20 protein-coding genes are annotated in these 26,360 nt (G+C 56.1%); 7 read left to right on the top strand and 13 right to left on the bottom strand.

Annotated features, from left to right (window positions below):
* Window positions 1-2: 2 nt before the first annotated feature.
* The 6 genes from GOW93_RS12515 to GOW93_RS12490 all read right to left on the bottom strand — a co-directional run bounded on the left by GOW93_RS12515 (window position 3) and on the right by GOW93_RS12490 (window position 6,997).
* Window positions 3-770, bottom strand: coding sequence for an SDR family NAD(P)-dependent oxidoreductase (locus tag GOW93_RS12515; protein WP_170384576.1), 768 nt, complete (start codon window positions 768-770; stop codon window positions 3-5).
* Window positions 770-2,476, bottom strand: coding sequence for an IlvD/Edd family dehydratase (locus GOW93_RS12510; protein ID WP_170384574.1), 1,707 nt, complete (start codon window positions 2,474-2,476; stop codon window positions 770-772). The genes GOW93_RS12515 and GOW93_RS12510 overlap by 1 nt, the downstream gene beginning before the upstream one ends.
* 57 nt (window positions 2,477-2,533) lie before the next feature.
* Window positions 2,534-3,874, bottom strand: a complete 1,341-nt coding sequence (locus GOW93_RS12505) for an alpha-glucosidase/alpha-galactosidase (protein WP_170384572.1) — start codon at window positions 3,872-3,874, stop codon at window positions 2,534-2,536.
* Window positions 3,871-4,719 (bottom strand): carbohydrate ABC transporter permease, encoded by an 849-nt coding sequence (locus GOW93_RS12500; protein ID WP_170384570.1) that lies wholly within the window; start codon window positions 4,717-4,719, stop codon window positions 3,871-3,873. Before GOW93_RS12500 ends, GOW93_RS12505 begins: the two co-directional genes overlap by 4 nt.
* A 1-nt stretch (window position 4,720) precedes the next feature.
* Complete coding sequence (locus tag GOW93_RS12495; protein WP_170384568.1) at window positions 4,721-5,644, bottom strand: carbohydrate ABC transporter permease; 924 nt, start codon at window positions 5,642-5,644, stop codon at window positions 4,721-4,723.
* Window positions 5,645-5,737: 93 nt separating this feature from the next.
* A complete protein-coding gene (locus GOW93_RS12490) occupies window positions 5,738-6,997 on the bottom strand; it encodes an ABC transporter substrate-binding protein (RefSeq protein WP_170384566.1) in 1,260 nt (419 codons plus the stop codon).
* Between the two features lie 141 nt (window positions 6,998-7,138).
* Between GOW93_RS12490 and GOW93_RS12485 the strand changes: the two genes are divergently transcribed.
* From GOW93_RS12485 to GOW93_RS12455, 7 genes are all read left to right on the top strand, one after another.
* Window positions 7,139-7,945, top strand: a complete 807-nt coding sequence (locus GOW93_RS12485) for an IclR family transcriptional regulator (protein ID WP_170384717.1) — start codon at window positions 7,139-7,141, stop codon at window positions 7,943-7,945.
* Entirely contained in the window at window positions 7,942-9,000 is a 1,059-nt protein-coding gene (locus GOW93_RS12480; RefSeq protein ID WP_170384564.1) for an ABC transporter ATP-binding protein, read from the top strand. Before GOW93_RS12485 ends, GOW93_RS12480 begins: the two co-directional genes overlap by 4 nt.
* Window positions 9,001-9,158: 158 nt before the next feature.
* Window positions 9,159-10,118 carry a dihydrodipicolinate synthase family protein gene (locus GOW93_RS12475; protein WP_170384715.1) on the top strand — a complete coding sequence of 320 codons (960 nt, stop codon included), beginning with the start codon at window positions 9,159-9,161 and terminating at the stop codon, window positions 10,116-10,118.
* Window positions 10,109-11,041 carry a proline racemase family protein gene (locus GOW93_RS12470; protein ID WP_170384562.1) on the top strand — a complete coding sequence of 311 codons (933 nt, stop codon included), beginning with the start codon at window positions 10,109-10,111 and terminating at the stop codon, window positions 11,039-11,041. The genes GOW93_RS12475 and GOW93_RS12470 overlap by 10 nt, the downstream gene beginning before the upstream one ends.
* Window positions 11,038-12,276, top strand: a complete 1,239-nt coding sequence (locus GOW93_RS12465; protein WP_170384560.1) for an NAD(P)/FAD-dependent oxidoreductase — start codon at window positions 11,038-11,040, stop codon at window positions 12,274-12,276. The genes GOW93_RS12470 and GOW93_RS12465 overlap by 4 nt, the downstream gene beginning before the upstream one ends.
* 9 nt (window positions 12,277-12,285) lie before the next feature.
* Window positions 12,286-13,311 (top strand): trans-3-hydroxy-L-proline dehydratase, encoded by a 1,026-nt coding sequence (locus GOW93_RS12460; protein ID WP_170384558.1) that lies wholly within the window; start codon window positions 12,286-12,288, stop codon window positions 13,309-13,311.
* 227 nt (window positions 13,312-13,538) lie between these two features.
* On the top strand, window positions 13,539-15,752 hold the full coding sequence (locus GOW93_RS12455) for an NADP-dependent isocitrate dehydrogenase (protein WP_170384556.1): 2,214 nt from the start codon (window positions 13,539-13,541) through the stop codon (window positions 15,750-15,752).
* 332 nt (window positions 15,753-16,084) lie between these two features.
* Here GOW93_RS12455 and GOW93_RS12450 read toward each other — a convergent pair whose 3' ends face one another.
* From GOW93_RS12450 to GOW93_RS12420, 7 genes are all read right to left on the bottom strand, one after another.
* Complete coding sequence (locus GOW93_RS12450) at window positions 16,085-17,185, bottom strand: transporter substrate-binding domain-containing protein (protein ID WP_170384555.1); 1,101 nt, start codon at window positions 17,183-17,185, stop codon at window positions 16,085-16,087.
* A gap of 43 nt (window positions 17,186-17,228) precedes the next feature.
* Complete coding sequence (locus tag GOW93_RS12445; protein WP_170384553.1) at window positions 17,229-18,491, bottom strand: transporter substrate-binding domain-containing protein; 1,263 nt, start codon at window positions 18,489-18,491, stop codon at window positions 17,229-17,231.
* A gap of 21 nt (window positions 18,492-18,512) precedes the next feature.
* On the bottom strand, window positions 18,513-19,298 hold the full coding sequence (locus GOW93_RS12440) for a PP2C family protein-serine/threonine phosphatase (protein ID WP_170384551.1): 786 nt from the start codon (window positions 19,296-19,298) through the stop codon (window positions 18,513-18,515).
* 3 nt (window positions 19,299-19,301) lie between these two features.
* The gene (locus GOW93_RS12435; protein ID WP_170384550.1) at window positions 19,302-20,312 is read right to left on the bottom strand and encodes an FHA domain-containing protein; all 1,011 of its coding nucleotides are present in this window, start codon (window positions 20,310-20,312) and stop codon (window positions 19,302-19,304) included.
* Window positions 20,313-20,518: 206 nt separating this feature from the next.
* Window positions 20,519-22,639: a serine/threonine protein kinase gene (locus GOW93_RS12430; RefSeq protein WP_170384548.1), complete on the bottom strand. Its 2,121-nt coding sequence runs from the start codon at window positions 22,637-22,639 to the stop codon at window positions 20,519-20,521.
* A gap of 338 nt (window positions 22,640-22,977) precedes the next feature.
* Complete coding sequence (locus GOW93_RS12425) at window positions 22,978-24,264, bottom strand: dynamin family protein (protein WP_170384546.1); 1,287 nt, start codon at window positions 24,262-24,264, stop codon at window positions 22,978-22,980.
* A complete protein-coding gene (locus GOW93_RS12420) occupies window positions 24,261-26,303 on the bottom strand; it encodes a dynamin family protein (RefSeq protein ID WP_170384544.1) in 2,043 nt (680 codons plus the stop codon). Before GOW93_RS12420 ends, GOW93_RS12425 begins: the two co-directional genes overlap by 4 nt.
* Between the last annotated feature and the right edge of the window lie 57 nt (window positions 26,304-26,360).

Below are 26,360 nucleotides of genomic sequence, written 5' to 3'. Positions count from 1 at the left end.
TTTCACCCCGTTACGACGACGCCGCCGTCGACGGCCATGCATTGCCCGGTCATGGCTCGGCTGGCGTTTGAGGCAAGAAACAAAGTCGGTGCGATTATGTCTTCGGGCGTTAAATGTTCTTTTAGGCATTGGCGGTCCATATGGGCAGCCAGATCACCGGGTGTGGCCCACATATCCATTTGCTTTTGCGTCAGAACCCAACCGGGGGCCAGCGCGTTTACTCGGATGTTCTGCGGCCCCAATTCGCGGGCCAAAGATCGCGTCATACCGGTGATCCCGGCGTTCGAGGTCGTATAGATCGGATAGCCCGCATTGCCCATCATGTAGCTGATTGAGCTGAAGTTGACGATCGCTCCACCCTTTCCCTGCATCTGGCGCGCGGCCTCCTGACAGGCAAAGTAATAAGCCTTGAGGTTGACTTCGATCATCCAGTCCCAGAACTCGCCGGTGGTTTCGTGTAATGAGTGGCGTTTGTCGTTTGCGGCATTGTTGATCAACACGTTCAGAGGGCCATGCGCTTCGGCGGCCTTTTGCATGGTGGCATGCAGCAGCTCGGTATCCGTCATGTCGCCTTGCATGAACAGAGGCGCGCGACCATGTTTGTCGCGCATTTCTTCGACAAAGCCGCTGGCGTCCGAACGTCCGATGAAGGCTACATTGGCGCCTTGATTCAAAAACCCGTCGGTCAGCGCGGCGCCAACGCCGGAGCCCCCGCCGGTGATATAGACGGATGCCCCGTTGAGATCGTGGAATGTGGCGGGTTGATCCATCAATGGCTCTCTCTGGTCACAAGGCGGGTGTCTTTGCCGACAAGGAAATCTAGGTCCGCGCCCTGATCGGCTTGCAGTACGTGGTCGATATAGAGTTTCGCATATCCGCGGGTGTAATGCGGTTCGTCCGGTTGCCACGCGGCACGGCGGGCGTCCAGTTCCTTTTCATCGACCAGCAACTCCAGCTCTCCCTTTCCGGCCGAGACGCGGATGCGGTCGCCAGTTTTGACCAGTGCCAGTGTCCCGCCCGCCTGCGCCTCGGGGCTGACATGCAGGATAACGGTGCCGAATGCCGTGCCCGACATGCGCGCGTCCGAGATACGGATCATGTCGCGCACGCCGTCCTTCACCAACTTGGCCGGGATCGGCATATTGCCGACCTCGGGCATGCCGGGATAGCCCTTGGGGCCGCAGCCTTTGAGTACCAGAACGGTCTCGGGTGTTACCGGCAGATCATCCCGGTCAATGTTGGCTTTCAGGTCTTCGATATTCTCGAAGACGTACGCTTTGGCTTCGGTTTCTAGCAGAGCGTCTGTGGCCGCCGAGGGTTTCACAATGGCTCCTTTGGGTGCGAGGTTGCCGCGCAGGACACGCAGGCCGGCGGCAGGTTTTACCGGATCGCCGAAAGGACGTATGACGTCGGTGTTGAAGCATTCGGCCCCTTCATAATGGGCCGAGATATCCTTGTTCAGCACCGTTTTGGCCGACCGCAGGAAGGGTTTGAGTTCGTTCAGAACCACAGGCACTCCGCCCGCGTAACAGAAATCCTCCATCAGATATTTGCCCGAGGGCATGCAGTTCACCAGAAGCGGGATTTCCGACCCGATTTCAAAGTCTTTCAACGTCAGGTCCACGCCAACGCGACCCGCGAGCGCTAAAAGGTGAACCACTGCGTTTGTCGATCCGCCTACGGCGGCATTGGCGAGAATGGCGTTCTCGAACGCTTCTTTGGTCAAAATGTCTGAGGGTTTCAGTTCCTCGTCCACCATCTCGACAATCCGTTTGCCGGTCAAATGCGCCAGCGCCATGCGCCGGGCATCGACGGCGGGCAGGGCGGCGTTGGTGGGCAGGGACATGCCCATCGCCTCAACCAGCGAGGCCATGGTCGAGGCCGTGCCCATGGTCATACAAACACCGGCGCTGCGGGACATACCAGATTCGGCGTTCATGAAGTCCTGCAGGGTCATTTCTCCGGCCCGCACGGCCTCGGAGAATTTCCACACATCCGTGCCCGAGCCGATATCCTGCCCGCGGTACTTGCCGTTCAGCATCGGGCCTGAGCTGACCACGATCGACGGCAGATCGACTGAGGCCGCGCCCATCAGTTGCCCTGGCGTGGTCTTGTCACAGCCGCCCAACAACACAACGCCGTCGATGCCGTAAGCGCGAATAGATTCCTCGACATCCATTGCCAGCAGGTTGCGGAACAGCATGGCGGTGGGTTTCATCTGGGTTTCACCCAGTGACATGACGGGGAATTCGACCGGGAAGCCTCCGGCCTCCCACACACCGCGTTTGACACCCTCGGCCAAATCGCGCAGACCCGAGTTGCAGGGGGTTAGTTCCGACCACGTGTTGCAGATACCAATTATGGGGCGCCCGTCAAAAGCGTGATCGGGAAAGCCTTGGTTCTTCATCCATGAGCGGTGGATGAAACCGTCCTTATCGAGTTTTCCGTACCAGTGCTGAGAGCGGCGTTTTGTCATTTTGGCGATGTTTTTCTTGGCTGCGGTTGGAATTGAGTATTTGTGAAAAGATGAAGATCAGGCGGCGCGGGCCGGGCGGCACCAGTCTGGCAGCCAGTCAGCATGGGCGTTCAACAGATCGGTTACAAGGTTGCGGATCTGGCGCAGGTCCAGTTCTGCGGCGGTATGCGGGTCCATCATGGCAGCGTGATAGATGTATTCAGGGCTCTGATCGACCAGTGCCCGAACGGTCAGTTCCTGCACATTGATCTGGCTGCGCATCAACGCGATCAACTGCGGTGGAATTTCCGTGACAACCGACGGCTGCACACCGTTACTGTCCACCAAGCAAGGTGTTTCTACCGCCGCTCTCAACGGTAATTGCGGGATCTGGCCCGTGTTCGGCAGGTTGCCATAGGCCGTATAGGGCGTGTTGGTGACGATGGCGTTCATCAGGTCAGCAGCAAATTCGTGGCTGCGGGTCACCTCGATATCGCGCCCGTCGGTCAGGGTCTTGGCCTGTTCCTTCCAAGTGGCGACCTGTTCGATGCAGCGAGTAGGGTATTCGTCCAGAGGGATGGAAAACTGTTCTATCAAATCCTGCCGCCCGTCCTTGATGAACCACGGGACGTATTCGGCAAGATGCTCAGAGCTTTCGGTGCAGAAATAGCCGAGGTGGTCCATCACCTCGTATCGCACCTTGTTGGGGCAGCGCGGCATCAGCAACGGGGCCTTTGGGAACTGGCCGCTGGCATAGCCTTGCCGCAGCGCCGGGTAGAGATCGCGCTCCCGATGTTCGAGTTTCAGGAAGAAGGCGACGTGATTGATCCCCGCGACCTTGTAGCGGATGTCGCCCTTTGGCAGATCAAGGTCATGCGCCAATTCCTCGACTGTGTTTTGGACCGAGTGGCAGAGGCCCACATGCTTCAGTGCGGGAAATTGTTCGGCCAGTGCCCAGGTGTTGATTGCCATCGGGTTGACGTATTGCAGCAGGGTCGCATTCGGGCACAACTGCATCATGTCGCGCGCCACGTCCCACAAAACCGGAACCGTGCGCAGACCGCGCATGATCCCTCCGATCCCAAGGGTGTCCGCGATGGTCTGGCGCAGGCCATACTGTTTGGGGATTTCAAAATCAGTCACCGTGCAGGGCTCGTAACCACCAACCTGAAAGGCAGTAATCACAAAATCAGCCCCCTCCAGCGCTGCGAGCCGGTCGGTATGCGTGGACAAGGTTGCGCCCGTTCCGACCGAGCGGATCATCGAGCGAGCCACAGCCTCACTTTCGGCCAGCCGCTTGGGGTCGATATCCATCAACGCGAAATGGCTGTCGGCCAGGGCAGGGGTCAACAGCGCATCACCAACAATATTCTGCATGAAGATCGTGGAACCCGCTCCAATAAAAGCGATTTTGGTCATTTTACAGCTCCGAGAGTCAGACCCGCAATGAAGTGTTTCTGCATCAGGAAGAACATGGCCACTGGCGGCAGGGCCGCAACGATTGAGCCTGCGCTCATCAATTGATAGGCGGCCCGGAACTGGGCGTTGAAACTGGTGATCCCTGCTGTGACAGGTTGGCTTTCAGCGCCTTGGGTCAGAACCACGGCCCAGAAATAGTCGTTCCAGATGAAGGTGAAGATCAGCACGCTGAGCGCGGCGATGGCTGGCTTCATCAGCGGCAGGACAACATACCAAAAGATGCGCCATTCGCTGATGCCTTCGACGCGGGCGGCCTCGATCAACTCAAAGGGCAGCGCGCGGATGAAGTTGCGCATGAAGAGTGTGCAGAAGCCGGTCTGGAAGGCGATATGGAACAGGACGAGACCGGTTTTGGTATTGTAGAGGCCCAGTTGCAACGTCAGGTCACGAACCGGGACCATAAGGATCTGGAACGGCACGAAGTTGCCCGCGACGAACAGGAAAAAGATCCAAAGGTTCGAGCGGAATTTGTAGATGCCCAGTGCGAAGCCGGTCATGCAGCTGAGCGCGACGCATCCGATCACCGTGGGGATGGTGATTAGGAACGAATTCAGCAGGTAACGCGGCATGTCCGAGTTGAAGAAGACTTGCCCGTAGTTGAACGCTCCTTCAAAGCTGGAAGGCATTCCCCAATAATTGGCGTTGGTGAAATCTGCAGCAGGTTTGACTGAAAACAGCGCGACGGCCAGCAGCGGCCCCAGCCACAATAGCAAGGCCAGCGGCAGCATGGCCTGATAGCTGATCTGTGCCGCGCGGGATTGTTTTTCGATGGGTTTGGGAAACATCTCAGTGCCCCCTTTCTTCGCGGTACATCGACCACAGGAAGTAGGCGATGAAGCAGAGCATGATCAGGAACAGGACCACGGCGATTGCCGCGCCATATCCCATGCGGAAACCGTATTCGGATAGCGCGACCTCGAACATGTAATAGGCCAGCACGCGGGATGAGCCGAACGGGCCGCCCTGGGTCATGATCGAGATCAGGTCGAAACTGCGCAACGCGCCGATGATGGTGACCACAAAGGCGATGAAGGTCGCGGGGCGCAGTTGCGGCAGGATGATGTGCCACAGCATCCGCCAGCTTTTTGCACCGTCCAGACGACCGGCTTCGATTTGTTCGGGGTCTACGGCGTTCAGGCCGGTGAGATAGAGGATCATGCAGTATGCGGTCTGTGGCCACAACCCGGCGAAGATGATGCCGTATGTGACAAAGCGTTCGTCGCCGAGCACATTCAGCGGGCCCATGCCGAACAAGCCGAGGAATTCGTTTAAAAGGCCAAAAGTCGGGTCGTAGAACCAAGTGAATACGAGGCCCACGACGACCTGAGAAATAACGAAGGGGAAGAAAAATAGTGATTTGTACAGGCGAATGCCCCAGACTGTCTGGTTTAGGAACAGTGCAATGAACAGACCCGCCGGGATGGCGGCCAAATACAGGATCAGCCAGATCAGATTGTTTCTAAGTGACGTGTAGAATGCGTCGCGATCCACCCATTCCCAATAGAGGTCTTCGTAGTTGCGAAACCCAACATATTCAGCTGCACCCAGACCATCCCATTCGTACAGTGACAGGTTAAAGGACTGGAATACCGGGATGATCACATAGACCATAAAGAACAATAGACCGGGGGCCAGAAACAGCCAGGGCGCAATGCGCTGTTGGTTTCTGTGGAACCAGCTTTCCAGTTCCATATCTGATGCAGGGGTCATGATGTTGTTCCGGTTGAGAGACTGGCGGACCAGAGCCTACCTATTTGTCAAGATCGGATAGGGCCGGGTCTTTTGCCCGGCCCAAACCGTCGGTTACTGATCGTAGATGCGCTGACGTGCGCGTTCCAGCTTTGCCAGAATACGGTCGGCATTGTCCGGCTTGACCATAAACTCCTGGAAGCCCTCCATCGACACTTTGGCCATTTCCGCCGGTGCGTCGCGGTCCCAGAACTGAGCAACGCCGCCGGGGCTGTTGGACGACAGCATCGTAAATCCCTGTTGCAGGAACTTGTCGTCATCCACGGACGACTGAGCATTCACAGGCAACTGACCGAGGTTGGCGCCGTTGTTGATTTCGGTTTGTTCATCCGCCGAAACAACGAAGCGTAGGAATTCACGTGCGGCTTCCTTGTTCGAGGCATTGGTCGGGATATGGAACGTGTCGGTCGGCGCGTCTTCGGCCAGCTCCACATCTGGGTTGATCGCGACAAACTGGTAGAAGTCCAGTTGATCGTCAGTCAGGCCAGCCTCGCGCAGCGGTGCGACGGCGAAGTTGCCCATCAGATAGGCCGCGGCTTCGCCGTTGACCATGAATGGTAGGGCTTCTTGCCAGCTATAGGTCTGGTGGTTGTCGATGAACGCGCCCATGTCGATTAGCTGCTTCCAGTTGGCGAAGGTCTGTTTGACCCGGTCGTCCTCCCAGCTGATTTCGCCATTGGCGAGTTGGTTGTGGAAGTCAAACCCGTTGGTGCGCATGTTCAGGTAGTCGAACCAGCCACCAGCGGTCCACAGGAACTTGGTGCCGATAGTATAGCAAGCGCGACCGGAATCGACGATCTTCTGGCAATTGACAAGCTCTTCCTCCCAAGTGGTCGGCTCGGACAGGCCCAGTTCATCAAAGATGTCTTTGCGGTAGTAAACACCCCATTGGTAGTAGGTATAGGGCACGCCCCATTGCTTGCCGTCGATAGTCATCGCGCCCTTGGTCGAGGCAAGGTTTTCGGCGATTTCGGGCTCGGCCCACAGGTCTGAAACATCCTCGAACAAGCCGGCTTCTACATAAGGCTTCATGCGGTTGGCGGCATACCATGTGGCCACGTCCGGTGTGTCCGCAGTCAGGAAGTTGCGGATCTGAGTTTTATAAGCCTCACGGTCTATAACGGTGGTCTCGATTTCCAGCCCCGGGTGCTGAGCTGCAAACCGCTCTATCATCGCTTCCATCGTCGCGCGCGGCGCCGGGTTCGATGTGTCGAGGAAGATTCGAAGCTCGCCGGACAGTTCGGCCGCGACAGGCGCGGCAAGTGCCACACTGGCTGCCAACGCCGCCGCTGAGCGCTTGAACATGGAATGCATGGTTTCCTCCCTTAGCTTCCACTATAGGTTCCAAATAATGAAACAGTGTTTTATATATTGAAAACTACACATCGACTCGGTTAGTCTTGTCAAGACCCTCGTGAAGACGGCGATGGATCGATGAGAGGAGACCAAGCATCCGTGGCAGGTGACGGTACAATAGGAAAAGCATGTGATGTGTTGGATCAGGTGGCGGCGTTTCAGCGCCCGGTGAGATTCGCAGAGCTGTTGGAAAGCAGCGATTTCCCCAAAGCGACGCTCTATCGGTTTTTGCAAACACTGACCAATCAGGGGATGCTGTCGTATGATCCTGATCGACAGACCTATACGCCCGGTTTGCGGTTGGTCCGATTGGCGCATGCGGCTTGGACGCAAAGCTCGCTGGCACCTATAGCGCGGCCCTTTCTGGATGCGCTTAGCCAAGAAACCGGAGAGACGGTGCATCTGGCGCAGTTGGATGCCAGCCAAGTGCTTTATGTCGATAAACGCAACGCTGCCCAACCGGTCGAGATGTATTCGCAAGCTGGCAAGGTTGGTCCGGCCTATTGCACCGGCGTTGGCAAAGCGATGATGGCACATCTGGATGAGGCCGCGCTGGATCGGGCTGTGTCACAGCAAAGCTATCACCGGTTCACGGAAAAAACGCTAACGTCCGAGGCCGCGCTGCGGGCTGATCTCGACCTGATCCGCAGCCGAGGCTATGCCGTTGACGATGAAGAGCACGAGCCCGGCATCATCTGTGTTGCCTGCCCGATCTTGACCTCTGGCGGTCGGATGCTGGGGGCGATTTCGGTCACTGGGTCGACCGAGCGAATGAATTTCGAACAGCTGAAGCATTGGATTCCCCGAGTTCGCCATGTGGCCGAACAGATCGGAGCCGAAGCGCAGGCTTGGCGGTTCCCCGAAACCCGCGTGAATGCTGACAAAGACAGGATGCAAGCGACATGACAGGTGTGACTCTGAACCAAGCGATCAAGCGATACGGCGAGACGCAAGTAATTCATGGGATTGATCTTGAGATTGAGGATGGAGAATTCTGCGTGTTCGTTGGCCCATCGGGTTGTGGTAAATCCACCCTATTGCGAATGATCGCGGGATTGGAAGAGACCACCGAGGGGCAAATTCAAATTGGGACGCGTGACGTGACCCATATGGACCCGGCCAAGCGTGGCGTGGCGATGGTGTTTCAGACCTACGCTCTGTATCCGCATATGACTGTGGCCGAGAATATGGGTTTTGGACTGCGCATGAACGGGGTCGCCAAATCCGAGATCGACCAGAAAGTGCAGCAGGCGTCGAATATCCTGAAACTGGACCCGTACCTCAAGCGAAAACCTAAGGCACTGTCTGGAGGGCAGCGTCAGCGGGTGGCTATCGGTCGTGCCATCGTGCGGGGGCCGGAGGTGTTTTTGTTCGATGAACCCCTGTCCAATCTCGATGCCGAACTGCGTGTCGAGATGCGGGTGGAAATCGCACGCCTACACAATGAGATAGGCGCGACGATGATTTATGTGACCCATGATCAGGTCGAAGCAATGACCATGGCCGACAAGATCGTGGTTTTGCGGGATGGTCGGATCGAACAGGTCGGCGCCCCTATGGATCTTTATCGCGACCCGGACAACCGCTTTGTGGCGGGGTTCATTGGCTCCCCTGCGATGAATTTCCTAGAGTGCGATTTTGCGGACGGCACGGTTTCGCACCCCGCGCTCAGTGCGCCTTTGGTGGTGTCGGCGAATGTCCCTGCGGGTATGAACAAAGTTACGTTGGGTATCCGTCCTGAGCATATTGAGGTGGACCGCACCGGGGAGGCATGCTCTGTTGATCTGACCGAGGCACTTGGCGGAGTAAGCTACTCGTATTTGCTGACGCCGAATGGTGATAAGCTGATCGTTGAAGAGCGTGAAGATCAGCGCAGCAAACAAGGGGAACGAATTGGCATTAGTGTCCGGAGCGACCGTGCCATGCTGTTTGACCCCAATAGCGGGCAACGTTTGAGATAGAGACAATGCTGTGACCCACGTTAAACGCGCCGATCCACTGATCCGGCGCGTTTTTTGTCCGAGAGATTTTTATGGATTTTGTATCCAATATCCGTTATGGCGAGTCGAAAGGGCGCATCCCGCCCGGTTTCGCTGCTCATTTTGGAAGGATAGCCCTGATGTCGACCAATGTTTTCACCGGCACCATGCCAGCACTTATGACCCCCTGTAAGGACGATCGTAGCCCGGATTTTGACGCGCTGGAACGCAAGGGTAAACAGATGATCGACGCGGGTATGTCGGCAGTTGTTTATTGCGGCTCGATGGGCGACTGGCCATTGCTGACCGACGAACAGCGTATGGAAGGGGTCGAAAGGTTGGTCGAAGCCGGGCTGCCTGTCGTGGTCGGAACCGGAGCGATCAACTCCAAATCCGCCGTCGCCCACGCTGCACACGCCCAAAAGGTGGGGGCAGTTGGCCTGATGGTGATCCCGCGCGTCCTGTCACGCGGCAGCTCTCCTGCCGCGCAAAAGAATCACTTCAAAGCGATCCTTTCGGCGGCGCCGGATGTGCCCGCGATCATCTACAACAGCCCGTACTACGGTTTTGCAACCCGTGCTGATCTTTTCTTTGCTTTGCGCGCCGAACATCCCAATCTAATCGGATTCAAGGAATTTGGAGGCAAGGACGACCTGCGTTATGCCGCAGAAAACATCACAAGCCAGGACGATCAGGTAACGCTGATGGTTGGCGTCGATACCGAGGTTTACCACGGCTTAGTCAACTGCGGTGCGACCGGCTCAATCACAGGAATTGGTACCGCGCTCCCGCGTGAAGCGCTGATGTTGGCAGCTCTGTCCAAAAAGGCGGCACAGGGTCACGCCGAAGCGCGACAGCGAGCACAGGAACTGACGGATGCCTTCCATGTTCTGTCCAGCTTTGACGAAGGCCCGGATCTGGTGCTGTATTACAAGCATCTTCTGGTGCTGAATGGAGAACAGGAATATCGCCTGCACTTCAACGAAACGGATGAACTGACCGACGCGCAGCGCAACTATTGTGAACAGCAATACGACCTGTTCCGCACATGGTTCGCCGATTGGTCCAAACAGGGCGGAGTAATCGCTGAATGCATGTGATCGACAGCCATACCGGGGGTGAACCGACGCGGGTCATCCTCGACGGTGCGCCGGATTTAGGCAATGGCCCGCTGGCTGATCGCGCCCATAGGTTGGCGACGGAACATGAAGGATTCTACCGCTCGATTATGCTGGAACCGCGCGGGCAACCTGCCATGGTCGGCGCGCTTTTGGTCGAGCCAGTAGATCCTTCTTGCGTGACAGGCGTGATCTATTTTGACGTGGATGCCGTGCTGGGCATGTGCGGGCATGGGACCATCGGCTTGACTGTCACGCTGGCGCATCTGGGGCGAATTGGCGTTGGGCGTCACAAGATCGAAACGCCCGCAGGGATCGTGACAGTCGAGTTGCACGACGCCAATACTGTGACTGTCACAAATATCGAAAGCCGCCGGGTCCATCGTGATGTGGCGCTGGATGTCCCGGGCTATGGCACCGTCTCGGGTGACGTTGCTTACGGTGGGAATTGGTTCTTCATCGTCGAGCCCAGCCCGATTCCGGTTGAGGCTGCCAATATCCGGCAACTTACGGATATGACGGTCGCTATCCGCGAGGCCTCGATCGCGCAAGGCAGCGGCGGAGAGCAGGGTGAGCCGATCGACCACGTGATTTTTCAGGACACTTCACCCGATCCTGGGGTTCACAGCCGTAACTTTGTCTTGTGTCCTGACGACAATTATGACCGCTCTCCCTGTGGAACGGGCAGTTCGGCGCGGCTGGCCTGCCTTGCGGCCGATGGGCGTTTGGCACCTGGTGACGAGATTGTGCAGCACAGCGTTATTGGCAGCGCCTATCGCCTGTCCTATCAGCCGGGTCCTAACGGAGGAGTCATCCCCTCGATCACCGGGCAGGCCCATATAATGGCCGAGGCGACGCTGATCTTTGACGCAAATGACCCTTTCAAAACGGGCATAGAGGCATGATGGCCAAAGTCGTTGTGATCGGAGCCGGTGTGGTCGGCCTCACAACGGCGCTGGAATTGCAGCGCCGGGGCTATTCAGTTTTGGTTCTGGACCGTGAAGGAATTGCTGCGCAGGCTTCGGCCGGGAATGCAGGGGCTTTCGCCTTTTCCGAAGTAGAGCCGCTGGCCACACCCGGCATTATGCGGAAAGCTCCGAAATGGTTGCTGGATCCGTTAGGCCCTTTGTCCGTGCCGCCTTCTTACGCGCTGAAGATTGCCCCATGGATGTTTCGATTTTGGAAGGCGAGCCGCCTCGGGTCCTATAAAGACAGCTTGCGCGCGCAGGCCAGCCTGATGGAGCAGTCTGCAGCCGCCTTGACCCGCCTGATCACCGATATTGATGGTGAACACATGATGCAGCGCGATGGTCAAATGCAGCTCTATGAAGGCGAGGCGGAGTATCGCGCCAGCCTGCCTACGTGGGAGCTGCGCCGCCAGCACGGAATTGAATTCGAACTGCTGGAAACTCGCGAGGGCATTGCCGAAAGACAACCCGGCCTCAGCCCTCGTTTTACCCATGCCGGTTTCACCCCCAATTGGATTAACACCGTCGACCCCAAAAACTGGGTTGAGCATTTGGCGCAAGCCTTCCTTACGCGCGGTGGGCGCATCGAAATTCAGGAAACCCGCGCGCTGTTCCCTGTGAACGGAGCCGTGCGGATCACCTTGGCAGATGGTGAAATCGACGCGGACAAGGTTGTGGTGTGTGCGGGTGCATGGTCTCATCATCTTGCCCGTACAATTGGAGACCTTATCCCGCTTGAAACTGAGCGCGGCTATAACACGACCTTGCCCGAAGGCGCGTTTGACTTGCGTATGCACCTTACATTCTCTGGCCATGGGTTTGTCGCGACCCGGATCAATGGCGGTGTGCGGATTGGCGGAGCGGTCGAACTCGGCGGGCTGGATCTGCCGCCAAATTTCAAACGGGCCGACACCTTGCTGAACAAAGCCGCAAAATTCATGCCCGGGCTTAAGACCGAAGGCGGCACGCAATGGATGGGATTCCGTCCGTCGCTACCCGACAGTCTGCCGGTCATTGGGCCCTCGCCAAGCGCGCCGGACGTGATTTATGCTTTTGGTCATGGGCATCTCGGCCTGACCCAAGCGGCGGGAACAGCCGAACTGGTCGGTGCCTTGGTTGATGGGCAACCCACTCAAATTTCTTTGACCCCGTTCTCTGCTTCCCGGTTCTAAGGACACGATATGCGCAGCACCAAAACCATCCACGTCATTTCCGCCCATGCAGAAGGCGAGGTGGGCGATGTAATCGTTGGCGGAGTACAACCGCCGCCCGGAGATACGATCTGGGATCAGCGCGCATTCATCGCCCAGGACCAGACTTTGCGCAACTTTGTCCTGAATGAACCGCGTGGTGGAGTGTTTCGCCACGTCAACCTGCTGGTCCCACCCAAACACCCCGAAGCGGATGCGGCTTTTATCATCATGGAGCCCGAAGACACGCCACCCATGTCTGGCTCTAACTCGATCTGTGTCTCTACGGTGTTGTTGGATGGCGGGATTATCCCGATGCAGGAACCGGAAACCCGAATGACACTCGAGGCCCCGGGCGGCCTGGTACGTGTCCGTGCCGAATGCAGAAATGGCAAGGCTGAACGTATCTTCGTGCGGAACCTACCCAGCTTTGCCGATAAGATCTCGGTCCCGCTTGAGGTTCCGAATTTCGGAACCCTGACTGTGGACACCGCTTATGGGGGGGACAGTTTTGTTGTGGTCGACGCCGCCGCGCTGGGGTTTGGGATCGAGGAAGATGAAGCCAGAGATATTGCGCGCATAGGCGTTGCGATCACAAACGCGGCCAATGAGCAACTTGGCTTTACGCATCCCCAGAACCCCGACTGGAACCATATCTCGTTTTGTGCTTTTTGCGGACCGCTGGAGAAAACCGATACAGGCTTGACCGGCAAATCTGCTGTTGCCATCCAACCGGGCAAGGTCGATCGGTCCCCCACCGGAACCGCGGTATCCGCGCGCATGGCGCTGATGGCGGCGAAGGCGCAGATGACGGTCGGGGATACGTTCGAGGCGATCTCGATCATCGGGTCGCGCTTTACTGGCCGGATTGTCGAGCAGACAAATGTCGGCGAGCGCGCTGCCATAACCCCCGAGATCAGCGGTCGCGGCTGGATCACCGGCACCCATCAACACATGCTTGACCCGGACGACCCATGGCCGGGTGGGTACAAATTAAGTGACACATGGGGTGTTTGACTGCGACTTTCGCATAAGTTTCGAGCAATTTCCCCGTTTTTCCCAAGCCGTGTCAATTTGCGCCCCCACTAGACGATTGATCCCAAGGCCAACCTGATTTAAGGGAAGCCCTGTCAAATCAGAGTCACCATTGGGGCGGTAGGATACCCGCGCCCCTTATCGCGCCACGCATAAGTGGCACACTCTTGGATCGCACGCCCCGAAAGGCTTAAAAAAGGTTAAAGAATATGGCAGAAAAATCGAACTTCGATATATTGTATACCATTGTAGACGAAGCGCCTGAGTTGGCTAGCGCCTCGTTCCTGCCCATCATTCGCAAGTTCGCCTCGGCGGCGGGTGTCAGCGTAGGCACCAAGGATATTTCTCTGGCTGGCCGCATACTTGCAACCTTTCCCGAGAACCTGACAGACGAGCAGCACATCACCGACGATCTGGCCGCATTAGGAGAATTGGTGAAAACGCGCGAAGCCAATGTGATCAAGCTGCCGAACATCTCGGCCTCGGTCCCGCAGCTGGTGGCTGCCATCGAAGAGTTGCAGGCGCAGGGTTACGATATCCCGAACTACCCTGAAGAACCGTCTAACGACCAAGAAAAAGCGATCCGTTCACGTTATGACGGCATCAAGGGCTCGGCTGTGAACCCGGTTCTGCGGGAAGGAAACAGCGACCGTCGTGCCGCAAAGGCAGTCAAGAACTATGCCCAGAAGAACCCGCATTCCATGGGTGAATGGGTTGCCGACAGCAAGACCAAGGTCTCGTCGATGTCGGGCAACGATTTCTACGCCAATGAAAAATCGACCACTATATCGGCCGCTCAGTCTGGCGACGCAAAGATTGAATTTGTTGGTAAAGACGGCGGTGTTACTGTGCTGAAAGACGGCTGGCCGCTCGCCGAAGGCACTGTGGCCGACTCAACTTTCATGTCGGTCAAAGCGCTGTCTGCCTTCTTGGCCGAAGCCATCGAAGACACCAAGAAAGACGGCACCATGTTCTCGCTTCACATGAAAGCGACCATGATGAAAGTGTCGGACCCGATCATCTTTGGCTATGCGGTCAAAGCCTGGCTGGCCCCGGTGTTCGAAAAGTTCAGTGCTGAACTGGACGCGTTGGGTGTGAACCCGAACTCGGGTCTGGGTGATCTGCTGGAACGCGTCAAGGATAGTGCCGAGATCGTGGCGGCCATCGATGCTCTTAAAGGCGACCGCCCGTCGATGTATATGGTCGACAGCGATAAAGGCATTACCAACCTGCACGTACCGTCGGACGTGATCATTGACGCCTCGATGCCTGCCGTAATCCGTGCCGGTGGTAAAGGCTGGGACGAGTCTGGTGCCAAAGGCGACACCAATTGTGTAATCCCGGATCGCTGCTATGCCGGTGTGTATGACGAAACCATCAATTTCTTCAAAGCCAACGGCGCGCTGAACCCGGCCACCGCCGGAGCCGTCGCCAATGTCGGCCTGATGGCGCAGAAGGCCGAGGAGTACGGCTCGCATCCGACCACTTTTGAGGCGCCTGCAGACGGTACCATCCGCATTGTTGCCGCAAGTGGCGAAGTGCTGCTGTCGCATGAGGTCGAGTCTGGGGACATTTGGCGTGCATGCACCGTCAAGAAAGCTCCGATCGAGAACTGGATTCAGTTGGCTCTGGATCGGCAGCGTCTGACCGGATCCGAAGCGATCTTTTGGCTGGACTCAAACCGCGCCCATGATGCGGAACTGATCAACTACGTAACACCAGCACTTCACGCCGCGGGCGTATCCGATAAGTTCCTGATTATGGCTCCGCGCGAAGCGACCCGTCAGTCTCTGGAGACAATCACCGCGGGCAAGGACAGCATCGCCATCACTGGCAACGTGTTACGGGATTACCTGACCGACTTGTTCCCAATCCTCGAACTGGGTACCTCGGCCAAAATGCTGTCCATCGTCAAACTGATGAATGGTGGCGGCCTGTTTGAAACCGGTGCGGGCGGTTCGGCGCCGAAACACGTGCAGCAACTGGTTGAGGAAAACCATCTGCGCTGGGACTCGATGGGTGAGTTCTGTGCGCTGGGTGAATCCTTGAACTTTCTGGCGGATAGCAAGGGCAACGCGAAGGCAGGTGTACTTGGAGCCGCGGCCGAGGCTGCAACCCAGGGCATTCTGGATAACAACCGCTCGCCCAGCCGTAAGGTTGGTCAGCCCGACAACCGTGACAGCCACTATTGGTTCGCGCGTTATTGGGCCGAGGCTCTGGCCTCTCAGTCAGATGACGCTGAATTGGCAGCCGAGTTTGCACCAGTAGCTGCCGAACTGGCCGCCAAAGAAGAGCAAATCCTGAGTGAGTTGGCTGCGGCACAGGGTGGCGCTGCCGACCTGGGCGGATACTATCACACCGACCCGGTCAAAGCGTCAGCGGTGATGCGTCCAAGCGCTACCCTGAATGCGATTATTGACTGATTGCTGCAAGCCACGCCGGGCGTGGTAATGCGTCGTAAAAATAAAAGGGACCGACCCCCAAAGTCGGTCCCTTTCTGAGTGAGTGGCAAGGGCGAGCCCTTACCGGTTTAGTTGATTTCAAGATACCAAATTCAAATTATTGGGATATTAGGGGTTTCCCGTAACCTTTGAGAGCGTTGACTGTACAACTCCGATCTCCACGCTTCAAAAGACATCACACTGGTTCTTGGTTAATTGGACCCCGATTCTGACATGCATCGTACTTGCGAATATAAGGTGCATTGAAAAGGGCTGGTTTCGGGCAGCCCCTTTGGTTCTCTTTACTTACGCGCTTAGTTCGAAATTGTTCTTTTATTTGCCTCGCGTAGAGTGTCCGAAACAATCGCGTACCATTCACCACTTTCGCGCATTTCGATCAAACCACGGTTCAACAATGCAACGTATTTGCGTGCGTGCGGGTTGGATTTATGAGCAAAGAAGTGCAGGCTCAGGATGTTGTTCAGATAGGCGTTCTCAACAATCTCACCTGATGCCACACCCATTTGAGCAAGAATATCCGCTGCAAGCTCAACTTCGAAACTGACGACATCGGCAGTTCCATTCAGCACAGCATCCATACATTCCACCGACGTTCTTGGCTGCATCATGGAAATGTTGGGGGAAACGAGGCCAACTTGCTCCAGATCAAAGGTGAACCAACCTTCGGTCCGGCAAATGGTGGCACCGTGGAAATCTTCGAAACTCTGTGCGTTGGCATACTCACTTTCCGCCAGCGTGAAAAAGCCGATTACCGAGTCATAAACCGGGACTGTAACATCGAATTCGGTGCAGCGCATCGTGGTGTTTTCGCCCCACTCATACGACTTGTTGCTACAATCAGGCATGTACCAGCCAAGGGATACATCAAACGCTCCCAAAGGCAGCAATGTGCTGAGATGAGACGCCCAATCGTCCACAAAACTAATCGAATGTTCACGGTTGTTACCGCCGCGACGCAAGGCTGTGGAGGCGAGGCGAGCCATCATGCCACCACCGTTCATAGATTCATCAGCAAAAGGTGCCCAATCATCCCCGAGCACCATACGGATCGGAGCTTCGTAGATATTTGTGGATTGATTATCGGCGTTTCTCGCTTCTTCGTTTGCGATCACTTCCCGGGCCGATTGCCCGTTTGGTAGGCTGCCATCGTTACAAGGTAGTGCCAGGATCAACCCTGGTTTTAGATTGTTCGGATTCGTGATGTTGTCGCGGTTAGCGTTAAATATCGGCTGATAGTTGGACGTGCCATAAGCTGCGATCGAGATCGTCGCAAGAGTATCACCGTCCGATACAGAATAGTTGGTACAGGCTTCTTGCGCAGCCACTGCGCCAGCGCTGAGAACCGTAAGAGTTGATGCCGACAGCACTGCAGATTTCAGTTTATTCTTTAACATGTCCACTTCCTCCAGACTTGTAGTTACCAGGCCTGCTCGGGCCTTAGCCATTTTCCATTTGATGACGCAGAGCGGTTGACACGATGTCGCGCCACTCTCCGGATTGCTGCATGATCGCCAGACCCTGGTTGAGCGTCGCAAGGATCGCTTCCCCATCCGGATTATCTTTGTGGGTCATGACGTTAAGCGACTTGATCGCTGCTAGGTTGGGGTTTTCGATGATGCGGTGCTCGTAACCGAGACGCGCGATTGCCTCGCCCGCCAGATGTGCTTCGATCGCGATGATGTCGGCCTTGCCTTCCATCACAGCGTGAAAGCAGTCGTCCGGGGACACCGGGCTCAGAACCGTGATCGCGGGCTCATACAGACCTACAGCATCCATATGTGATGTTGACCACCCTTCGGGGCGGCAGATCGTGGTTCCCGCAAAATCCGCATAGGTCAGTGTCTGCTCGTAGCCTGAGCCTTCAAGAGCAAAGAATGTGTCCACAACTTCATAGAATGGGTCCGAGAAGTGATATGTCTCACATCTGTCGCGGTCTTTTTCCGATAGTGTCTGGGCTTCTTCGCAGTTCGGGCGTGACCAGGGGAAAGTCGCGTCGAAGGCCAATGTCGGCATCAGCAGGTCCAGATGCGAGGACCAGTCATTTACAAATTGAATCTTGTAAGCCTGCTCGGGTGCGGCCCGCAGCATGGCTGTCTCTACGAGGTTAGTATAGAGACCACGATGAGGCAGGGCCTCATCTGTAAATGGAGCGTAGTTGCCACCGGTGATCAGCAATAGTTGTCGATCCCGGATTTCCGGGCGTTCTCCGGCATCAGCCTCGCGGATCAGCGCGGCCCCTTCGGCACGCGCAGCTTCGATTTCTTGTTGGGCGGCGACCTTGGCCGCGTTAACGGCTTCTTCGCTGGCCTTTTTCGCTTCAGCTTCCGCTTCGGCGACTCTGGCTTCGGCTTCTGCAATAGCCTTTTCAGCGCGCTTTTCGGCGGCTTTAACCAATTCTGCGGCCATCTCGGCGGCCATGGCCTCGGCTTCTGTTTCCGGAGCCGCCGGTGCGTGTCCGATATCCTCCAAGCATGGTAGGGTCAGAACATCGCCTACACGGATGATGTTCGGATTGTTGCCTATAACATCGCGGTTGGCGTCAAAGATGATCCGAAAATCCTCGGTCGAATACACTTCGATTGCCAGATCACGAAGGCTGTCGCCGCGCTGGATTTCATAGGTCGAGCAAGCCTCTTTCGCCGAAGCTGCTCCGGCCGCGGCAGCAAGTGCCAGGCTGGATATGAACAGATGGGTTCTCATGGTCCTGTATCTTTGCCTTGGTTAGTTTCTTGTGAATTTCACAACGCCGATTGAGACGTTGTCCTGATCCGGATCACCCTTGGCCCGAAGGGCCTGCCAGAGTGCATCTGCGATGTCTTGTGCCCAAGCTGCCGCGTTCTCTTGCAAAATGGTCTGGATCTTCTCGTCACTGATATATTGAAGCCCGTCACTGCCTAGGATCAGAGTGTCTGAGGCGGTCAAGGTCAGTGGGTTCTCTGGGCAGTCGACCTTGGGGATCGCACGTCCCATGATCACAGATGTCAGCTGATTGCGGTCGGGATGAACCTGCGCTTCGGCTTCACTCAGAGTGCCTTGGGCAACCTGCGCATCGATCATCGGTGCCATTGAGTGGTCTTCGTTAATCTGTCTCAGCACCCCATCTCGGAACAGGTACAACGGGCTGTCACCGATCGAGATCCAATATACACGGTTGTTCAGTAACAGGACTCCCAACAGGGTCGACCCCATGTTGTAGCCACTACCTTGTTCCTCGCAATGATTGGAAATTAGTGCGTTGGCCTGCATCGCTGCCAAGGGCAAAGCATCGAGCAGAGCGGCCTCGGTCAGAGCAGTGCCTTCCAATTCGGCATCCAAAGCTCCGCGCCAGGCTTTGACAACCAGCTCCGAAGCAACCTCGCCGGCTGCGTGTCCACCCATGCCGTCTGCGACAACAACATAGGCTGAATTGGAAAAATCAAACATGCGGGCAGCAACCGCGTCTTCTTGCGTTTCTCGCTGACCCTTATCCAGGATCAGCGCAATATCATATGCCGGTTGAGCCAGCATCTATTAGGCGTCCCGCCAGTCAAAGCCGTCGTCACAGAAGGCGGCAAATCGGATCGAAGTTTCGCTGATCCGGATCAGGTCACCACTGTTCAGCGCAACAGTGCTCAGCACCGGCTTGCCGTTCAGGCGGACCAGATTGGCCTTGCCGCCATGACCGAGATAACATTTTCTGTCTTCGGGGTCGTAGGCGATCACAGCGTGGTTGCTGCGCGAGATACCGGTATCGCCGAAATCCAACTGAATGGCCTGATCATCGTTGCGCCCGATCTGCATCAGACCTTCGGTCAGTGTGATGCAAGAACCGCGACCTGGCCCAGCGGTCACGACCAGCCAACCAACGGGAAAAGTCTCTTGCGCAGTTTCGGTTTTTGCGACGGGCTCCGAGCTTTCGATCAACTCCTGAACGTGTGTGTCCGCGCGCTCGAAGCCAAGGAATGTGGTCTTGACACGTCCGCGACGATCCGTTTGAGCAGGCGCTGGTTCGGGTTCCGAAATCTGAAGTTCCGGCTTAATTTCAGTTGTCGGCTCAGCTTCTGCGACGGGTTCGGGTTGAACGGGCTCCTCGGCTTCTACAACGACCTCAACAATTGGGTCTGCTGCAGAGGTGTCATCTTCCAGAACTTCAACCGAGACGGGTTCCTCCTGGGTGGCCACATGCAGGGTTACAACCGGTTCTTCGGATTCAGGCTGTGCTTCAGTTGCCTCAAAGATATTGTCCTGAGTTTCGGTGACGACCTCTGTCATTACCGTCTCGTCTTGTGCTTCCGCTTCTTCCGTGGCCTCGGAAAACTTGGGCATCTTTTCTTCAGGAATTAGCTCGTCGGTGTCCTCATAGGTTTCCGACGTCAAGTTGCCGCCTGCCAAAGCGTTTCGCAGCGCGTTGAAATCCGCAATTGGCTGAGGTTTTTCGGCTTCGGATACTTCGACTGCTTCAGCGACTTCTTCGGTTTCAGCGTCTTTGGGTTTGCCGGCACCTTCCAGAAGCCGGCTAAGAGGGCTTTTATATTTGAACATGGTGTCGACACCTTTGCTTACTGACACAGGGCTTGTCGTCCTGCGGGGCTGCTATTCGCCTCTGCGCGCATCGGCACAACGGCACTAGATTTCGGAAATCAAACTAACTTTTCTGCCGCGACGGGCCGGTCCCCGTCAGGGTGGTGGACTTCCAAGCACCACCCTCAGTTTTCACATAGCGGCAGATCACTTGCGATCCGGTCAGATTACTCCTGTGCCAACTGCATCGTGGCGGTTGTTTCGGCGCCGTTGCGCAATACGGTCAAATGCGCCTGAGATTGTTTTTCCGCGACCAATGCCTCCAGCATTTCGTCCAGACTTTTCTGGTTTTCGATTGCGGACCCTGTTTGCGTCTCTCTGAGTAAGACATCGCCCTTCTGCAGGGTGCTTGCCGCATCAGCAGGGATTGAGGTCACAACGGTTGACCATCCCTGACCGTTTTCATTGCGCACTGTGAACCCGTATCCGTTTTCCAATCCGACCATCCGGATGGCCGGAAGGGCCAACAACCCGTTTTGGGCCAGCGTCTTACCAAGTGGGCGATAGCGCGCAGTCACACGGATGTATCCGTCAGGATCAACAGACAGCTCATCCAAAACCTGAGCGGCGAAACTGGTGTTTTCGCGAACCGGTTCGCCGTTAAACGTGTAGATCGCCACGCCACGTTTCACCCATTCCCCGATCACCGACATATCTTGGTTCGGATCAACGCCGGTAACAGCGATGATGTTGCCGGTTGATGTCCGTCTCTGTGAGGTCTGGAACGGGATCTCGACATCCCAATGCGAGAAGCCAACCTGCGCTTCTGCGGGCGGGGGCAATGTGATTGGGGCAGATACGGCTGTCTGGGCTTCAGCCTCTTCTATGACAGCCGTCTCAGCCTGCGCCTGCTCGACAGGTGCCGGAGTGGGTTCTGCTTGTTTCGGGGCTAGAATGGGTTCTGGCTGTTCTTGTGCCAGATCATCCTGTTCCGGCTGGAGTTGAATTTCAGCTTCTTGCGTGGGCGATGCGATTGTTTCTTGCGAGTCTTCCGCGACAGCGGAAACCTCTGCCTCAGGTGTGTCGTTTTCACCGGACAATATGAAGAAACCGCCAGCGGCCAGACCGGCCACGACAATAGCAAGGCCCGCAATTAGCTTACCACTGCCACCAGAACCACTTTTAACCACGGTGTCCACGGCGACGGCCGTTTCCTCTTTGGGGGTGAACTTGGCTAGCTCTTCTTCATTCTTTTCTTCGTTGCCCAACACCAGATCTGCGTTTCCGGCCAAAAGGGCGGTGACCACAGCTTCGGCATTTTCGCTTTCAGCTTTGATTCTGGCTTTTTCAGCTTCGTCGTCATTGCGGTCCATCGCAACAATGACCGAGACCGGGCGATAGTCGAATGTATCGAACATGACGTCCGTGCCACGGAACATGCGAAGCCAGTCTAAAGCGGTTTGCAGGCGGTCGGTGGCGTGCACTTCCATTGCCTTGTCGATCGCTTCAAGGAAACCTTCGGGATACCCTTTGAATCGTCCGGCCAGCGGGGTGTAGGGATCTTCCTGACTGTTGTTAAAAGCATTCAATCGGGTTTGCCCGTCAATCGGACGTTCACCGCTGATGGCATGATACAAGGTGGCCGCCAGTACATACAGGTCACTGCTGGGGCCTTGATCGGCACCGCGCACGTAGAACTCGTGCGGCGAGTAGCCATCTTTGATTACCCGCAAGGTCAACAAGGCTGCAGACTGATTTGCAGCTTGTTCGCGCGCGGCACCAAAGTCGATCAGAACCGGATCGTCGTTTTCGTTGATCAGGATATTGTCCGGTGAAATATCCCGGTGAAGCATGCCGCTTTGGTGAATGAACGAAACAGCCGACAGCATCTTTTCGGTGACTTGAATGATGAAATCGGGGCCAGACTTATTGTCTTCATTTTCGACATAGTCCAGAAGGTCGCAACCCTTGATAAAATCCATCGCGATATATGCGGTGTTGTTGTCTTCAAACACCTGATGGACGTTGACAATGTTGGGATGCACCAAGCGAGCGTGGTTGCGCGCTTCCAGAATAAACAGGTCGATGATAGCGCGCAGATCATCCTTGTGGTTTGGATCCGCAGCCTCGACCTTGTCGCCGTTGCGCACACAAAGAGCACCTGGATAGCACTCTTTGATTACTACGTCGCGCTCTAAGCTGTCACGCGCCAGATAGGTAATGCCGAACCCGCCATTGCTGAGGAAGCGCAGAATTTCATACTGCCCACGCAACAGCTTGGCGCCAGGTTCAAGTCCTTCGATTTTCGGTTCGTCGTGCGATGCACCGACAGCCTGGTTGTGGCTCATTTCTTCCCGCCCGTTCTAAACATTTTGCGGTAGTTCAACTGGGCTAAATCGCCCCAACACTCACAACCAAAAACAACCGCAAGACACTGCATACGGTTAGACGTTTCAAATTTGACTTTATTGGGGCCGCCTGATGGCTTCACTAAGGATCGTTTTCGGTGAAAATCAACATATAGGTTATAGATAGTTTTCAAATACTATATATAGATTTTAGCTCTGTACAAAATGCTGGGTAATCACCTGTTTGTCTCCGCTTGGTCAACGGACTCGCTGTGTGAGAGGCCCGATTCCGAGCCTCTCGAATCGCCGCGTTGCGGCTAAATTTTAACGGGAAATTGTTAGGTGCCGGTCTTGGACTGAACCGACTCTGCCCGGCTGCCAGCCCAGGCCAGGTTATCACTGAGCTGCGCCAAGATACTGATCGCATCTTTCAGGGGCGCGTCGCCGCTTTCGAATTGAAGCAGCAAAAGCAAGTCGGTGGCCTTTTCGAACTCACCAGGAATCCAATCGGCGGCCGGGTCGATCTCGCCACCATGTTCCAGCCGTTCGGCAAAGTCTTCGACGATTTCTTGACAGGAATGCAAGAAGGCCGCGGGTTCAATGTCGGAGGACTCGCGCAGATCTTCGTAGATACTGGCAATAGCCGCCAGCCAATCTTCAAGGATCGGATTTTCAAGTGGCGGCAGCACAGCTTCCAGAGTGGCGTGAATAGATACGGTGTCGGACTGTTCCGGCTCAAAGTCAGTCGCACCCAGAGTTTCCAAATAGGGCAGAAAATCCTGTCCTAGATCCGTGCGAGCGGCCTCAATGTCCGCAAGACGCCGGTCCGAAGCAATTTGTAGCACCTGTTCCGCCAGATTTTGACCGCCACAGGTTTCCCAAAGGCCAAAATCGGGTTCGGGTTCCTGCGCCATCGCACGCACAGCAATCGGGGTGCCAATTGGCACGACCGAACGGAACAATTCGCCTTTTTCCTTGTTCAGTCTCGCCACCACTCGATCCAAGGCGTCCCGAACCGGGGGTAGGTCGGCATGAGTGACGGCCAGCAGGCTGTTTGCCCGCAGTTCTTGAGGGACTTGCGCCCAAAGGTGGCGCTCGGTTTCGCGCCAGGCATTGGTGCCATTGGTGCACCAGATCGCGCAATCGACAAACTTCAGAAGATCCAGTGTCGCCTTGTAAGTATCATCCAAAGCACCCGTTCCGGGCAGATCGAATAGAGAAATTTCCTGCAGGGCAGGGGTGTTCAGACCCACTGAAATGAAGTCGGGCTCATCTGCTGCCGCTTTTTCCAGCGCGATACCGGAATAGACTTTGGGCTCTCGATCCCACCAGCCGACTGTAGTTTCGGGTATTTCAGAATAAGCCACGATAACCAGAGGCAGTTTTAAATGCTGTGGTCCGGTAGGAAGAATATCTGCACCAGCGAGCATATTGGCGAGGCTGGATTTGCCGGCCCCAAACTCTCCGGCGAACCCGATGTTCACAGCATTGGACAGCCGCTCGGCATGGGCCAGAGCACGCTTGCGCATTTCATCCAGCGCAACCTCTGCTGGCTGGTTTTCGGTCGCGGTCAGAAAGCGTTCAAGTTGCCTCACTTCCTGTTCGGTTCCGGGAAATTCGATCATTCGGCAGCCTCTGCTAGTCTTTTTTCTACGTCATCTGCGCCAAATATCGCACCCAGTTCCTCTGTGATGCGCTGTGCCTGATCAAATGACGCCTGAGCTTCGGCTCGTTCATTTGTTTCGCCGCTTCCGGCCCGATGTTCAAGATGTCCTGCCAGCAAAGCAAGATAGTGATCAAGAACTGTATTCAAGCGTTCCATCAAATCACCACGCGCTGTGTCGACCAGATCGTCACCGATCATTTCGAATTCCTGCACAATCATGCGCTCGGCGCGCGCGATAACACTCTTGCGTGAAATCAGGCGCGACAGCCAGGTGATCCGCAGTTCGACCGTAATGCCACGGGTAAGGGCAGTGGTGTCCGGTCGGAACCACCGCACGGCGCTGGTGTTCATGCGGTTGTCAGCCGGATCTTGCCAGCCGGGCAGGGTGCGCAAAGCTGCATTGCTTTGCATGTCGATCGAGTACAACTCGCTGAGCATGCGTTGCCGCACCACCTGCGTGGCACCCTGAACAAGTTCGCGCATCCGGTCGCGTAGCGGACCAAAGTTCAATTCAGTTTCACCGCCCTTGGCCATAAGCGGCGAGTCGCCGTTGGGGCCGCGCACTACAACCGAAACGGATTCGGCCACTGTGTCGTCCATCACGCCGCGCAAGTTGGCCAAAACGTCATCCATGTCATTGACAATCTCTGCGGTTTTCTGGGTCACAAGTACCCGTAAATCAGACAGGGTCTTATTGTTTTCACCACCGCTTTCCGCTGTTAGGCGGCTGTCATCTGCGATCGCGCGCAGATGGGCTTTGGAGCGTTCAAGTTCACCTTGTGCGAAGCTGTTGAGATGCTGCCACGCCATTTGAAGTTGTTCGTTGCGCGGGCCTTCGGTCAGGGCGCTGGTCACATGGCGACGCAGGTCCGGCAAGCCTGACGCGATCATCGCAGCAAAGCGCAAAACACCTTCGCGGCTGATCGGACCCGAGCCCTGTTTGATCTCTTGCACTCCGTCCAGATATTGCCTCATCTGTTCGGGATGCGTGCGCAGCCAGGCCAGAACCTCATCGTGGTTGACGCCTGTGTCATCTCCTGTCAGTGCATAATGCGCCCATTGCGCGCTGCCCATCAGAACGTCGATGTCTGAATTCCCCAATGCCTGTTCCAAACCGTCCATGACGTCGGCCCGGACCTTTTCGGCATCTTCCGCACCGCCGCCCAATTCATCGACACGGTTGATGAAGACCACGATCTGTCCCAGCTCCAACGCTTGCATCAGCCGGAACAGTTTCAGGTCTGCCCGCGACAAGGCTTGATGTGCAGACAGAACCACCACGAAGAAATCAGATTCCCTGAGGTATTGGCGTGAAATTTCCTCACGGATCAAAAGCGGGTCATTAACGCCCGGCGTATCCGTCACCGTCAACGGGAACGGGAAATGGCCGATGTCGAAATAGACCTCGGCCTTGCGGGTGATGTCACTATATAGACCGCGATCCGACCCTGGATCGTGCTCACCTTCCTCAGTCGGATCATCCCCGGCGCAAACATAGCGCGCCAGATCGTCCGAGGTCAGTTCGTCCAGGTCGTGATGCTGGCCCAGCAGATGCTTGTAACTTTCGCCCAATCGCAGTTGGGCGCGGATTTTCATCGCCTCGACCTGCTCTTCAATCATCTCGCGCTTATAGCTGTCCTCGTCATCCGGGAACATGTTGCGCAACTCTTCGCCCTCGGCAATCAGTGCTTGCCATTGACGGTTGTCGAAAAAGTGGAACTCCGCCCCAGTGGTGCGACCCGAGGGGTGACCGAAATGCATATCTGTGATCACGGTAGTCCACGGGTTCACGTCCGAAGGCAGATATTCGGCCTGCCCGGTGAACCCGTTTATCAGACGGGACTTGCCCGCCTTGATCTGTCCGACAAAGGCAATTGAGGGTTTCAGATTTGTTAGATCGTCGACAATGCGCGAGATAAAGTGACGGGTTTCCTCGTTAGAGGTCCCGTTCATATCCTCGGCAATTCGGATTAACTCGAGACGGTTGTTTTCACTCATTTACCTTACCCTGGCAACTTGTAATCACGGATCGAATACACAGAAAATTTGAACAAT

It is taken from the genome of Ruegeria atlantica (genome assembly GCF_013032455.1).
Classification (GTDB): Bacteria; Pseudomonadota; Alphaproteobacteria; order Rhodobacterales; family Rhodobacteraceae; genus Ruegeria; species Ruegeria atlantica_B.
The sequence above is the reverse complement of the archived record's forward strand: the minus strand, read 5'-3'. Positions and strand labels throughout refer to the sequence as shown.